General features: G+C 66.8%; 13 protein-coding genes. 2 read left to right on the plus strand and 11 right to left on the minus strand.

The annotated features are described in order from the left end of the window. Positions 1-9: 9 nt before the first annotated feature. Entirely contained in the window at positions 10-510 is a 501-nt protein-coding gene (locus J2T47_RS18410; protein WP_253449778.1) for a winged helix-turn-helix transcriptional regulator, read from the minus strand. Positions 511-1,146: 636 nt separating this feature from the next. Between J2T47_RS18410 and J2T47_RS18415 the strand changes: the two genes are divergently transcribed. Both J2T47_RS18415 and J2T47_RS18420 read left to right on the plus strand, forming a co-directional pair. After that, positions 1,147-2,487, plus strand: coding sequence for an OprD family porin (locus J2T47_RS18415; protein WP_253449781.1), 1,341 nt, complete (start codon positions 1,147-1,149; stop codon positions 2,485-2,487). Positions 2,488-2,676: 189 nt separating this feature from the next. Next, positions 2,677-3,321: an alpha/beta hydrolase gene (locus J2T47_RS18420; RefSeq protein WP_253449784.1), complete on the plus strand. Its 645-nt coding sequence runs from the start codon at positions 2,677-2,679 to the stop codon at positions 3,319-3,321. Here the strand turns inward: J2T47_RS18420 and J2T47_RS18425 are convergent. From J2T47_RS18425 to J2T47_RS18470, 10 genes are all read right to left on the minus strand, one after another. Next, a complete protein-coding gene (locus J2T47_RS18425; protein ID WP_253449787.1) occupies positions 3,314-3,592 on the minus strand; it encodes a DUF971 domain-containing protein in 279 nt (92 codons plus the stop codon). The genes J2T47_RS18420 and J2T47_RS18425 overlap by 8 nt on opposite strands. Next, on the minus strand, positions 3,589-4,572 hold the full coding sequence (locus tag J2T47_RS18430) for a HEAT repeat domain-containing protein (RefSeq protein WP_253449790.1): 984 nt from the start codon (positions 4,570-4,572) through the stop codon (positions 3,589-3,591). Before J2T47_RS18430 ends, J2T47_RS18425 begins: the two co-directional genes overlap by 4 nt. Further along, a complete protein-coding gene (locus tag J2T47_RS18435; RefSeq protein WP_253449792.1) occupies positions 4,569-5,417 on the minus strand; it encodes an ABC transporter ATP-binding protein in 849 nt (282 codons plus the stop codon). The genes J2T47_RS18430 and J2T47_RS18435 overlap by 4 nt, the downstream gene beginning before the upstream one ends. Continuing rightward, positions 5,414-6,202, minus strand: a complete 789-nt coding sequence (locus tag J2T47_RS18440) for an ABC transporter permease (protein ID WP_253449795.1) — start codon at positions 6,200-6,202, stop codon at positions 5,414-5,416. The genes J2T47_RS18435 and J2T47_RS18440 overlap by 4 nt, the downstream gene beginning before the upstream one ends. A 47-nt stretch (positions 6,203-6,249) precedes the next feature. Beyond that, the gene (locus J2T47_RS18445; protein WP_253449798.1) at positions 6,250-7,656 is read right to left on the minus strand and encodes an ABC transporter substrate-binding protein; all 1,407 of its coding nucleotides are present in this window, start codon (positions 7,654-7,656) and stop codon (positions 6,250-6,252) included. Positions 7,657-7,871: 215 nt separating this feature from the next. Next, positions 7,872-8,117 carry a 4Fe-4S dicluster domain-containing protein gene (locus J2T47_RS18450; protein ID WP_253449801.1) on the minus strand — a complete coding sequence of 82 codons (246 nt, stop codon included), beginning with the start codon at positions 8,115-8,117 and terminating at the stop codon, positions 7,872-7,874. Positions 8,118-8,416: 299 nt separating this feature from the next. Further along, positions 8,417-10,168 (minus strand): fumarate reductase/succinate dehydrogenase flavoprotein subunit, encoded by a 1,752-nt coding sequence (locus J2T47_RS18455; RefSeq protein ID WP_253449804.1) that lies wholly within the window; start codon positions 10,166-10,168, stop codon positions 8,417-8,419. Next, positions 10,165-10,914 carry a GntR family transcriptional regulator gene (locus J2T47_RS18460; RefSeq protein ID WP_253449807.1) on the minus strand — a complete coding sequence of 250 codons (750 nt, stop codon included), beginning with the start codon at positions 10,912-10,914 and terminating at the stop codon, positions 10,165-10,167. Before J2T47_RS18460 ends, J2T47_RS18455 begins: the two co-directional genes overlap by 4 nt. Positions 10,915-11,237: 323 nt before the next feature. Then, on the minus strand, positions 11,238-12,125 hold the full coding sequence (locus J2T47_RS18465) for a TauD/TfdA dioxygenase family protein (RefSeq protein WP_253449810.1): 888 nt from the start codon (positions 12,123-12,125) through the stop codon (positions 11,238-11,240). A 206-nt stretch (positions 12,126-12,331) separates the two neighbouring features. After that, positions 12,332-13,237 (minus strand): TauD/TfdA dioxygenase family protein, encoded by a 906-nt coding sequence (locus tag J2T47_RS18470; protein WP_253449813.1) that lies wholly within the window; start codon positions 13,235-13,237, stop codon positions 12,332-12,334. Positions 13,238-13,239 lie beyond the last annotated feature (2 nt).

Below are 13,239 nucleotides of genomic sequence, written 5' to 3' on the forward strand. Positions count from 1 at the left end.
TGGCCTCGCTCAGGCGTGATCGGCTGGGGGGATGTTCTGAGGATTTGCTGGTGGGAACACGGGGACGAGCAGGCCGCCCTCGCGACGGTGAATCTGGTGCTGCGGGCCGATGGGCTCGCCGCTGTCGGCATCCACCAGGGCGATACGCACGGGGCGGCCGTTGCGGGTGTCCACCAGCTCGGCGGCGCTGGCCATGCCGGCGTGGCGCTTGCCCCACTGCAGCAGGGTCAGCAGGACGGGGCGCAGGTCGCGGCCGCGCTCGGTGAGCTGGTAGTCGAAGCGCGGCGGGTGGTCGCTGTACGGGTGGCGCTGCAGCAGGCCGCTGTCCACCAGGGCGCGCAGGCGGCGGGTGAGCACGTTGCTGGCGATGCCCAATCGTGCGAGGAACTGGTCGAAGCGGGTGGAGCCGTAGAAGGCTTCACGCAGGATCAGCACGTTCCAGCTGTCACCGATCAGGTCCAGCGCCTGGGCCACGGGGCAGGGCAGGTTTTCGAAGCGGGTTCTGCGCATGCTGCACCTCTTTACATGAGTAGTGTCATCTAATGGGGCCGCCTTGTCACGGGCCTGGCAAGGCTGCAGGCAAGGTCGGGCCGGAAAGAATTATGGTCGTAATCTAATGCGGTGGCTTGCTTTGCGCAAGTGACTCGGTGGGGGGAGGAAGGGCGCAGGGGATGAACGGTGTGCGAGGCAAGTTTTCGGCTGGCGAACTAGTTGCCCGATCCTGCGCAACTTGCCTGGCAAAGTTAAGTGAAGTTACTGGGAAGTACCGGCTGAATAACTTGGGAAGTGGCCGGGATAGTTATCCGGGAAATGGTCTGGAACGGATGTTCCATAACTTTCCTTCAGGCAAAAAAAGGCCGCCTGGGGAGGCGGCCAAACCAAAGGATGATGAAGTGGAGCAATCCTCCGGACGCTCTGGAGCGGGCATCCGGGACTCATGTTCTTCATCGGGGCGCAAGCTTAATGGCGCGGCGGGAAAATGCTTAATCATTCGTCTCGATATCGACTATCGACACTGCTGGTTGGAGACGCAGACGGCGGATTGTTATCTCTTCGCTCGCTCTGCCTAGGGCGGGGAAACATAAGAAAGTTGTTCAGAACTCACTCGATACACCTGCCAAGACAAATCCAACAAAGGGGTAGCAGATGTCCGCGTTCCGTCTTTCCGTGCTCGGTGCCTGTGTCAGTGCATCGCTGGCCGGCATTCCGTTCCAACTGGCGCAAGCCGCCGCCGTTTCCGACCAATCCGAAGCCACCGGCTTCATCGAAGGCAGCACCGCTTCGCTGCTGATGCGCAACTACTACTACAACAGCGACCGCAAGTCCGGCGCCAGTGACCGCAAGGACTGGACCCAGGGCTTCACGCTGAACTACAGCTCCGGCTTCACCCAGGGCACGGTCGGCTTCGGTGTCGAGGCCTTCGGCAACTGGGGCATCCGCCTGGACGGCGGCGCCGGCACTTCCGGCACCGGCAACCTGCCGGTGCGTGACGACGGCTCGCCGGAAAGCGAATACGGCCGCGCCGGTGGTGCGGTGAAGCTGCGCGTGTCGAAGACCGAACTGCGCTGGGGCGACCTGCAGCCTACTGCGCCGGTATTCGCCGCTGGCGGTACCCGGCTGTTCCCGCAGACCGCCACCGGCTTCAACGTGCTCAGCAGCGAGATCGCCGGGCTGGACCTGGACGGCGGCCACTTCACCGGCGGCAACGGCCCGGTGACCACCAACGGCGACCATGGTATCTGGGCCTCCTATGCCAACGTCGAGGCCAGCAGCATCGACTACGTGGGTGGCAAGTACGCGGTCAACGACGCGCTGAATTTCTCCCTCTATGCCTCCAAGCTCGAAGACGTGTGGCGCCAGTACTACGGCAACGCCAACTACACGCTGCCGCTGGCGGACGACCAGTCGCTGAACGTCGACTTCAATATCTACCGCACCAACGACGACGGCAGCGCCAAGGCCGGCGAGATCAGCAACACCACCTGGTCCGCCGCCGCCGCGTATACCTTCCTTACCGCCCACACCCTGACGCTGGCCTACCAGAAGGTCCACGGCGACACGCCGTTCGACTACGTGGCCTTCGGCGTCAACGGCCCCGGCGACACCGGCGACTCGATCTTCCTCGCCAACTCCATCCAGTACTCGGACTTCAATGGCCCGGAGGAGAAGTCCTGGCAGCTGCGCTACGACCTGGCGATGGCCACCTACGGCATCCCCGGCCTGAGCTTCATGGCCCGCTACGTCAACGGCCACGGCATCGACGGCAGCAAGATGGCCGCCGACAGCCCTTACCGCGGCTATGGCTATGGCGATGACGGCAAGCACCACGAAACCAACCTGGAGGCGAAGTACGTGGTGCAATCCGGGCCGGCGAAGGACCTGTCCTTGCGCCTGCGCGAGGCGATCCACCGCGGCAACGCCGACCAGGCCGAGGGCGACGTCAACGAGTTCCGCCTGATCGTCGACTACCCGCTGTCGATCCTGTAACGCCTGGCGGGTTCCGCTGCATACCCGTAGGGCGCATAACGCGCCAGCGTTATCCGCCGCAAGCCTTCCAGCTGCGTGGCGGATAACCTGTTCCAGGTTATGCGCCCTACGGGTGCTGCCTTCTGCAAGCCTGGAATGCGAGCGGGGCGCTACAATCGGCGCTCCGTACCCGTTCCGCGAGAAGAGTCGATGTCCAAAGAACAGCGCAGCACGCAACTGATCAATGGCCCGGTGGGCAGGCTGCACTTGCTGATCGACCGGCCGGGCGTGCCGGCAAAAGGCATCGCGCTGATCAGCCACCCGCAGCCGCTGCTCGGCGGCAGCCCGAAGCATCGCGTGCCGCTGACCCTTTCCCGCCAGCTCTGTAGTGCCGGTTGGCTAACGGTGCGGCCGAGTTTCCGTGGCGTGGACGGCAGCGAGGGCGAGTACGCCGAAGGCATCGGCGAGGCGCAGGACATGCTCGCGGTGATTGCGCACCTGCGCAGCGAATTCCCCGATCTGCCGCTGGCGCTGGTCGGTTTTTCCTTTGGCTCGTACGTGTTCGCCCGCGTTGCCAGCGAGCTTTCGCCGCCAGCCGCCGCCATCGCCCTGATGGGCTTGCCGGTAGGGACGGTCCCCGGCGGCCGCGACTACGAGGCACAGGACCTGCCGGCCGATTGCCTGCTGCTGCACGGCGAGGCGGACGAGATGGCGCCACTGAGCAACCTGCTGGACTGGGCGCGCCCGGCGCAGCGCGAGGTGGTGCTCTACGCCGGCGCCGACCACTTCTTCAAGGGCTGCCTGGAGCGCGCGGTGGAGCGGGTGCTGGAGCACCTGGCCCGCGCGATCAGCTGAGTGTTCTGAGATAGGACCAGGGGTAGATTCCCCGGTCGTGGCCGTCGTCGAACACCAGCTGCACGCCGTAGCCCTGCAGGTTCAGTTCCTGCAGGACGACCCCGGCCGCGACCAGCTCGATGCGCCCCTGAAGGCGCGCTGCCCGGCACTGCGAACAGGGGCAGGCGCCGCGCAGGCGGGTGAAGGCGATGCCCTGTTCGACGCCGTCGTCCCAGCGGATGCGCAACTCGCCGTCGGCGCTGGAGCGGTGCAGCGCGACCGGTGTGTTCATGTCGATTGGCCCAGTTGTGCGAGCGCGATGCGCACGGCCTTGCGCACTTCCGGGTCGCCGTCGTGCTCGGCGTTGCGCAGTGCGTCGATGGCATCCGCGCTACCCAGTTCGCCCAGCGCAAGCGCAGCTTCCTTGCGCAGGTTGCTGATGCCGTGGCCGAGCACGACCTTCAGGCCTTCCAGCGCCGGCAGGTAGCGCAGCCTGCCCAGCGAGCGCGCGGCGCGCAGGCGCACCTGCCAGAAGTCGTCTTCCAGTGCCTGCACCAGGGCTTCGCCGGCTTCCGGCAGGGCCAGCTTGCCGAGGGTGGCGGCGGCTTCCTCGCGCACCTGCCACGCCGGGTCAGCGAGCGCCGATTGCAAGGCCGGCAGCACGCTGGCGTCGATGGCCAGGCCGAGGGCGCCGGCCGCTGCACGGCGGACTTCGGCGTCCGGGTCGTCACGGGTCAGGCGCGCCAGGTGCGGCAGGGCGTCGGTGCGCTTGAGCCAGCCGAGGATGCCCACGGCCTCGCGGCGCACGCCGGAGTCGCTGTCGTCCAGCGCCGTCAGGGCCGGTTCGGCAGCTTCTTCCAGGCGCAATTCGCGCAGGGCGCGCAGGGCACTGCGGCGGACGAAGACGTCGGCGTGGGTCGTCCAGGGCAGCAGGCGCACGCCGGCTTCGGCGGTCTTCAGCTCGCTCAGGCTCTGGGCGGCGGCTTCGCGCACGTCGTCATCACGGTCGGCCAGGGCCTGGCAGAGGGCGTCCACCACCTCGGGCTCTTCCCAGGCCTCCAGCAGGCGCGCGGCCTCGGCGCGGACGCTGGCGGCGGCGTCATGGTTCAGCGCGTGGGCGAGCCAGGGCAGGCCGTCGGGCTCTTCCAGGTCGGCCAGCTCGATCAGGGCGATGCGGCGCACGCCGGCGTCGGCGTCCTGCAGGCGAGGCTGCAGGTCGAGGATGTCGGGGTTGTCGGTGCTGATGTTGGATGGGGGATTGAAGTCGGTCATATGGCGAATCGCGGTATCCGTTGGGGGGTGGGCAGGCCCAGGGGCGTCAGGCGGGGCAGCTGGCGGCCGTCTTCGTGGCGCAGCAGTTCCAGGCAGTGGCGCTTGAGCCGGGAGAATTCCGGGCTGGTGAGCAGGTCGGCGTGGCGCGGGCGCGGGAAGTCGAGGCGGATGTCTTCGAGGATGCGTCCGGGGCGGGGGCTCATCACCAGGATGCGGTCGGCGAGGAACAGCGCCTCGTCGATGTCGTGGGTGATGAACAGCACGCTGGTGCGCAGGCGCGTCCAGATGTCCAGCAGCAGCTCCTGCATCATCATCCGTGTCTGCGCGTCGAGGGCGCCAAAGGGTTCGTCCATCAGCAACAGGCGCGGCTGGTTGATCAGCACGCGGGCGATCTCCACGCGCTGCTGCATGCCACCGGAAAGCTGCGACGGCCAGCGGTTGGCGAAGCCGTTCAGGCCCACCAGCTGGAGCATTTCGTCCGCCTGGCGATGGCGTTCGGCGCGGGGCACGCCGCGCATCTTCAGGCCAAAGGCGACGTTGTCGCGCACCCGCCGCCAGGGCAGCAGGGTGTGGTGCTGGAACACCATGCCGCGCTCGGGCGAAGGGCCGGCAACACGGGTGCCGTCCACTTCCAGCTGGCCGGCACTGGGTGTCAGATGCCCGGCCAGGGCGCCGAGCAGGGTGGACTTGCCGCAGCCGGAGGGGCCGAGCACGCAGACGAACTCGCCCGGCTCGATGGCGAAACTCAGGGACTGCACGGCCTCGAAGGCGTCACGGCCGCGGCCCAGGTGGATCGACAGGCCGTCGACGCGCACGCGCCCCGGTGCGCTGGCGGGCAAGGTCATGGCTTGCCCCCGGCCTGGCGCTGCCAGGGCGTGACCAGCGCGCCGAGCTGGCGCACCAGCAGGCTGCTGGCCATGCCGAGCACGCCGATCAGCAGCATGCCGACGACGATGTCGGGGTAGTTCTGCAAGGTGTAGGACTCCCAGGTGTAGTAGCCGATGCCCCATTGCCCGGAGATCATCTCGGCGGTCACCAGGCAGAACCACGAGGTGCCCATGCCGATAGCCAGGCCGGTGACGATACTCGGCGCGGCGCCCGGCAGCACCACTTCGCGCAGCAACGCCAGGCGACCGGCGCCGAGGCTGCGGGCGGAGGCGAGCAGGCGCGGGTCGACTGCTTCGACGCCGTGGATGGTGTTGAGCAGGATGGGGAACAGCGCGCCGGTGAAGGTGATGAAGATCATCGACAGTTCGGAGCTGGGGAACATCAGGATCGCCAGCGGAATCCACGCCACCGCCGGGATCGGTCGCAGCACCTCCAGTGGTGGCAACAGGCTGTCGCGCGCCCAGCGGCCACGGCCAATCACAAGCCCGAGGAGGATGCCGGCGCAGGCCGCCAGCAGGTAGCCGGCGAGCACCCGCAGCAGGCTGCTGCCCAGGTGGCGGCCGAGCTTGCTCGATTGGACGAGGTTCCAGGCGGCGTCGAGCACATCGCGTGGGCCGGGCACGTTGGCGAAGGTGACCACGCCGAGGTTGACGTGGCGCGCGCTGAGCACCTGCCAGAGCGCGAGGCAGGCCAGCAGCGAGGCCAGGCGCAGGCTCCAGCGGGTGAGGGTGGTGGTGTTCATCGGCTTGTCTCCGACAGTCCCGGCGCTGGCCGGGACCGGCTTTCGGTTCAGCGGCTGGCCACGGCCTGCTGGCTGGCGGCGGCGAAGTCGGCGACCTCGCCACCATGCTGGCGGGCGAAGGCGTCGGCCTGTTCACGCAGCAGGAAGGCATCCAGTGCGCCGTCCTTGCCGCGCACGAACCAGGCCTGCCCGGCGAGCAGCTTGATGCCGCTGTCGCTGGCCTGGGCGTATACCGCGCGGATGTCCTTGCCCTGTTGCTTGAGTTCGGCCAGCTGACCCAGCGCCTCTTTTGCGGTCGCGTAGCTGCGCACCTTCGGCTCGCCGCGCACCCAGATCTGCGCGACCTTGCGGGTATCGCTGATCGGCTTGTGGGTCAGGGCGTCATTGCCCAGCAGCGGCTGTTGCGCGTAGTTCTTCAGCGCGGCGTCGTAGTCGGCACCGGAGGCCTTGAAGGCGGCGCGGATATAACGGTCGTCGACGAACTGCTCGACGTTCAGCCCACGGTCGGCCTTCTTCAGCAGCTTCAGGGTGTCGATGGCGGTGGCCACGGCCTGGCGGTACTCCGGCTTCCAGGTCAGGTCGCGGGTCTGCAGGCCGAGCGGGCCGTGGAACAGGTAGTTCACCTCGGCGGGAATGCCGGCGACCTTCTCGATCAGCTCGCTGTACTTCTCCGGGTCCTGCGCCAGCAGTTGGTTGGCCTCGTAGGTGGCGCGGAGGTAGGCCTCGACGATTTCCGGGTACTTCTGCGCGTAGTCGGCTTCCACCAGCGCGCCGTGGAAGGTCGGCGCCTTGGCCTGGGAGCCGTCGTAGATCTTGCGGGCGATGCCACGGCTTTCGAACAGCTCGGCGAAGGGCACGAAGTCGGCGTGGGCGGCGATCTTGTTGGCCTGCAGCGCGGAGCCGGCGACTTCCGGCGGCTGCGCGATGATGGTGACGTCTTTCTCCGGGTCCCAGCCTTGCGCGGCGATGGCGCGCAGCAGCAGGCCGTGGGCGGTGGAGGCGAAGGGCACGGAGATGGTCTGGCCCTTGAGTTCGGCCAGCGACTGCACCCTGGACGCGGCGGGGACGACGATGCCGTTGCCGCTGCCGTCGATGCTGCCCGAGAGCACGCTGATGAACAGGCTGCGCTTGCCGGCGGCCTCGTGGGCGACGCCGTTGAGCGAGCCGGGGAAGTCGGCCATGGCGCCGAAGTCGAGCTTGCCGGCGACCATCTCATTGGTCAGCGGCGCGCCGCTGGTGAAGTTCTTCCACTGCACGTCGTACTGCGCGTCCTTGTACGCGCCGTCGTGGGGCAGGTACTTGTCGAGCAGGCCGAGTTCGCGGATCAGCAGGCCGCCGGCGGCGCAGTTGATGGTGGTGTCCTGGGTGCCGATGGCGACGCGGATGGTTTCGCCGTGGGCAGTGATGCTGGCGATGGCGAGCGCGAGGCCGGCCAGGGTAGTGCGCAAGGTCATGGGTGTTCCCCTCGAATCATGAGTGTTGGAATCGTCTCCGCCGCAGGCCTTGCGGTGGGAAACGAGGGGCGGTGCATCAGGCGTCCGGTCGTTGGCCGGGTAGCGTTTCTTATGGTGTGCTTGGGGCTTTTCGTAGGTGCGAGCTTGCTCGCGAACAGCCCCTCTGCCGGCCCTGGTTCGCGAGCAAGCTCGCTCCTACAAGAGCACGGTACGACTCACCGAAGCAGGTACGGAATCTCGACCCGCACGGCGCCAGTCGGGCAGTCCTTCTCGCAGGGCATGCAGTACCAGCATTCGTCGAAGGCCATGTAGGCCTTCCGGGTGGCGGGGTTGATCGCCAGCAGGTCCATCGGGCAGACCTCGACGCAGACGGTGCAGCCCTTGTCGGCGATGCACTTGTCCTCGTCCACCGTCACCGGGGCGCTGGAGCGGAAGAAGATTTCCTGGGGTTGGTAGGCCATGGCACGCGGTCCTCATCGTGTTGCTTGCCGGCCGTCGTGGCGGCGGGCTGGTTGTTCAGGTCGAAGGTTCGGCGCGGTGGCTCGTTACCCTCTCCCCAGCCCTCTCCCTGAAGGGAGAGGGGGCTTGATCGTGCCGGCGGATGGCGATGAGCTCGCCGGGCAGATCTGTTTTGTTCGATGTTGCGGGCATTGCTGTGCTCGCCGGCTGAATCCGTGGTTGCCGCTCGCGCCGGACAGCTCCCTCTACCGCTTGCGGGAGAGGGCGGGGGGAGAGGGGCTCTTCGGCCAGCCGAAAACTCTCAAGCCGCCTCGCTCTTCACCCGCAGCTTCTCGTAGGCCTGTTGCTCATCCTCATCCAGCGCGATCACGTACGGCTCGATGGGCTTCTTGAAACTGCTCATCGCACCGTCCGCGTCCTTCTTCAGGTGCGCATGGCAGAACCACTCGGCGTCGTTGCGCAGCGGGTAGTCGACGCGGTGGTGGTACAGGCCCCAGCGGCTCTCGGTACGGAACAGCGAGGCGCGGGCGGCCATCTCGGCGCAGTCGCGGATCACGCTGACTTCCATGGCGCGCATCAGCTCGTGGGGGTTGCTGGCCTTCATCTGGTCGAGGTCGCGGGCGATCTCGGCGAAGCGCTGCAGGCCGATCTCCATCTTCTTGGTCACCTTGGGCGGCTGCAGGTAGTCGTTGACCATCCGCCGCAGCTTGTACTCGACCTGCGCCGGTGGCAGGCCGTGCTCGCGCTTGAGCGGGGCGAAGACGCGTTCGCGCTCGCGCTCGACCTGGGTGGCATCGATTTCACTGAAGTCGCGCCCGGCCACGTACTGCGCGGCGTTGGCGCCGGCGAACCAGCCGTAGGTGAAGGCGCCGAGCATGTAGTTGTGCGGCACGGCGGCCATGTCGCCGGCCGAGTACAGGCCCCTGACGCTGGTCTCGGCCTTCTCGTTGACCCACACGCCGGAGGCCGAATGGCCGGAGCAGAAGCCGATCTCGGAGATGTGCATCTCCACCATCTGCTGGCGGTAGTCGGTGCCACGGCCGGCGTGGAACTGGCCACGGCTGGGGCGTTCGTTGCTGTGGAGGATTTCCTCGATGGTCTGGATGGTTTCTTCGGCCAGGTGGTCGAGCTTGAGGAATACCGGGCCGTTGCCGCCTTCGAGTTCCTGGTGGAACTCCCACATCATCTGGCCGCTCCAGTAGTCGCACTCGATGAAGCGCTCGCCCTTGCTGTTGGCGGTGTAGCCGCCCAGCGGGCCGGTGACGTAGGCGCAGGCCGGGCCGTTGTAGTCCTTGATCAGCGGGTTGATCTGGAAGCACTCCAGGTTCGAGAGCTCCGCCCCCGCGTGGTAGGCCATGGCGTAGCCGTCGCCGGCGTTGGTGGGGTTCTCGTAGGTGCCCATCAGGTAGCCGGACGAGGGCAGGCCCAGGCGGCCGGCGGCGCCGCAGGCGAGGACCACGGCCTTGGCGCGGATCACCTGGAACTGCGCGGTGCGGCAATCGAAGCCGAGCAGGCCGTTGACTGCGCCGTCCGCATCGGTGAGCAGGCGGGTGACCACCAGGCGGTTGGTGATCTCGATGCGTGCGCGCTTGAGCTGGCGGTACAGCACCTTCTTGATGTCGTGGCCCTCGGGCATCGGCAGCACGTAGGCGCCCATGTGGTGAACCTTCTTCACCGCGTAGTCGCCGACTTCGTCCTTCTCGAACTTCACGCCCCAGCGGTCCAGTTGCTGCAGGGTCTCGAAACTGTGGGTGGCGTAGGCGTAGACCGCCGCCTGGTTGACGATGCCGTCGTTGGCGACGGTGATTTCCTTGGTGTACTGCTCGGGCGTGGCGTGGCCGGGAATGATCGCGTTGTTCAGTCCGTCCATGCCCATGCTGATGGCGCCGCTGCGCTTGACGTTGGCCTTGTCCACCAGCAGCACGCGCAGCTCGCGGTTGGCTTCCTTGGCCTTGATCGCGGCCATCGGGCCGGCGGTGCCGCCGCCGATCACCACGATGTCGTAGGCGAGTTCCTTGTCCGCGGGAACCTGGGAGAGGTCGAACTGGCTCATTGCTGCTGTCCCTTGTGGCGGTCGATGCGCAGGCGGTACTGGAAGGCATCGCCGCGGTAATAGAGGTGTTCGTAGTCCAGAGGGGCGCCGTCGGCGGTGTGGGTCAGGCGCTCGATGCGCATCACCGGCGAGCCTTCTTCCACCTCCAGCGCGCTGGCCAGTTCGGCATCGGCGAGGATGGCGTCGATGGCCAGGTCGGCATGGCCCAGGGGCAGGGCGCAGTCGTTCTCGAGGATCAGGAAGATGTCGCGGCTGACCAGATCGGCCTTCTCCAGGCGCTTGCCGACGTGCTCGGGCAGCCAGGTGATTTCCAGCGATACCAGCTCGCGGTTGACCAGGCGGGCACGCTTGATCTGCACCACGTTGTCGCCCTCGGCGACCTGCAGGCGCGCGGCGACCTGGGCGCTGGCCGGTACGCTCTTGAAGCTGCGCAGTCGGTTGATCACCTCGTAGCCGCGCTGGGTCATGGATTCACCCAGGCCCTGCAGCGTGCTGACGTTCTGGAACGCCTTGGGCTTGGCGACGAAGGTGCCCTTGCCGTGGATCTTGAAGATCAGCCCTTCCTTCTGCAGGTCGCCCAGGGCCTGGCGCACGGTGATCCGGCTGACCTCGAAGGCCTTGCCCAGCTCGGCCTCGGAGGGCATGCGGCTGAGCGGCGGATAGCTGCCATCGAGGATGCGCGTACGCAGGACTTCCTTGAGCTGGCTGTAGAGGGGAACCGGGGAGAGGGGGAGGAGTTGGGTCATAGTTCATAACTTGTTATGACGAGTTGGTGAAACTATAAAAGGAATAATTGATCCAGGACAAGAAACAATTTGGCATAAGCATAGAGAGCGTTGTCTTCATAGTGGCACACGGCTTTTTGTAGGAGCGAGCTTGCTCGCGAACCTGCTGGTTGCCGGCGCGGCCGGATAATCCGTTCGCGAGCAAGCTCGCTCCTACAGGGTCTCGCGGGGGAACACGGTATTTTCCGGCGGGGTCAGTTCCGTAGGGCGGATAACGCGCCAGCGTTATCCGCCGTAGATGGGCCGGCGGATAACCTGTTCCAGGTTATGCGCCCTACGGTGGCTCAGAACGGCCGGCTGCCCGACAGGCTGATGCGCTTCAGGCGCCGCTTCTCGCTCGCCGGGAAGGCGTTGCGGCCATGCAGCACGGCCTGGTTGTCCCACCAGACGATGTCGCCGGCCGACCACTTGTGGCTGTAGATCAGCTCGGGCTGCTGCAGGTGTTCGCGCAGTTTCTCCACCAGCGCGGCGCCCTGTTGCGGATCGGCGCCGGGGATTTCCACCTCGGTGTGCACGGAGAGGAAAAGCACGCGCTTGCCGTTCTCCGGATGGGTGCGCACCAGCGGGTGTTCGGTGCCCTGGATCGGCTCGATGTCCGGGGTGCGGTAGCGCACGAAGGTGCCGTTGTAGCCGCCGCTCTTCAGGCGGATGAACGGGTTGTAGTTGATCAGGCGCAGCGGGTCGATCTCGGCGCGGGTCGCCTCATCCAGCGTCTCGTAGGCGCGGGCGAGGTTGGTGAACTGGGTTTCGCCGCCGGTCTTCGGCACCTCCAGCGCGTAGAGGAAGGAGCCGGAAGAGGGCACCGGGGTCCACTGGTGATCGACGTGGGCCGGCAGGGCGAAGTTGCCCAGCTCGCCGTCCTCGGTGTTGGCCACCTTGACGATGTCCGGGGCCTTGCCGTCGGCGCCGGAGGACAGCACCGGGAAGTCCGCCGGTGGCTGGAACACCGCGCCGAACAGGGTGGCGAAGCGCAGGTACTGCTGATCATCGAGCTGCTGGTCCTTGAAGATCAGGATGTGGTGCTCGCGGTGGGCCTGCCGGATCGCCAGGATCTGATCCGGCGTCAGTGGCTCGCGGGCGTCGAGGCCGCGTACTTCGGCGCCCAGCGGGGCGTCGAGGGGGATGATGGCGAAGGGTTCCGGGGTAGATTTCTGCAGGGCGGATTGGGTCATGTTGGGGGTCCTTGTGTTGGGCGTTCCCTCTCCCCAGCCCTCTCCCTGAAGGGAGAGGGGGTATGCGAGTGAGGCATGCCAGCCGTGCTTTCCTGACACGTTCGTATCAGGAGAGAACCATGGCCGCGCTTCACACCGACCCAGTCCCCTCTCCCGCTTGCGGGAGAGGGTTAGGGAGAGGGGCTCCTGGCTTTTGTGGTTAAGGCTCAAACCTTCTTGATGGTCCGGCTGCGCTGCCCGTCGACGCCTACCGGCACGTCACCGTCGAGGGTCACGCGGCGCACGATGCGCGGCTGGGTGCCGTAGTCGTCCACGGCGTAGTGCTGGGTCGCGCGGTTGTCCCAGATGGCCACGTCGCCCGGCTGCCAGCGCCAGCGCACGGTGTTCTCCAGACGGGTGACGTGGCTCTGCAGCACGGCGAACAGGTGCGCCGAATCCTGTTGCGAGAGCCCCTTCAGCCGCTTGACGAAGTGCCCCAGCAGCAGCGTCTTCTCGCCGCTGACCGGATGTACGCGCACCACCGGGTGTTCGGTCTCATAGACAGTGGAGGTGAACACCTTGCGGTACTCCTCCAGACGCGCCGGGTCGACGTTGGGCTTGATGCTCGCGTAGTCGTACTCATTGCTGTGCACCGCCCAGAGCGAATCGGCCAGGGCCTTCAGCTCCGCCGTCAGGTCGTCGTAAGCGCTGGCGGTGTTGGCCCAGACGGTGTCGCCGCCGTGCTCGGGGGCCACCACGTTGCGCAGGATCGAGGCCTTGGGATAGGCGTCGACGAAGGTCACGTCGGTGTGCCAGGAGTTGGCGCGGCGGCCCTGGGCGCCGTCCAGTTCCAGCAGATAATGGGTGCCTTCCTGCACCGGCACGGTGGGATGCGCCACCGGATTGCCGAGCAGCTTGGCGAAGGCCTCCTGGCCCTGATCGTCGAGGTGTGTCTGGTCGCGGAAGAAGATCACCTTGTGCTTCACCAGCGCGGCCTGGATGGCGTCGGTGGTGGCGGCGTCCAGCTCGCCGGACAGCTTCACGCCGCGAATTTCGGCGCCGATGCGGCCGGCAACCGGGTGGATGTCGATGCCTACTGCGTGCTGCTGGAGTGCTTGTGCTGCATTGCTCATCT

The sequence above is a fragment of the Pseudomonas nitroreducens genome, assembly GCF_024170165.1.
Lineage (GTDB): Bacteria > Pseudomonadota > Gammaproteobacteria > Pseudomonadales > Pseudomonadaceae > Pseudomonas > Pseudomonas nitroreducens_C.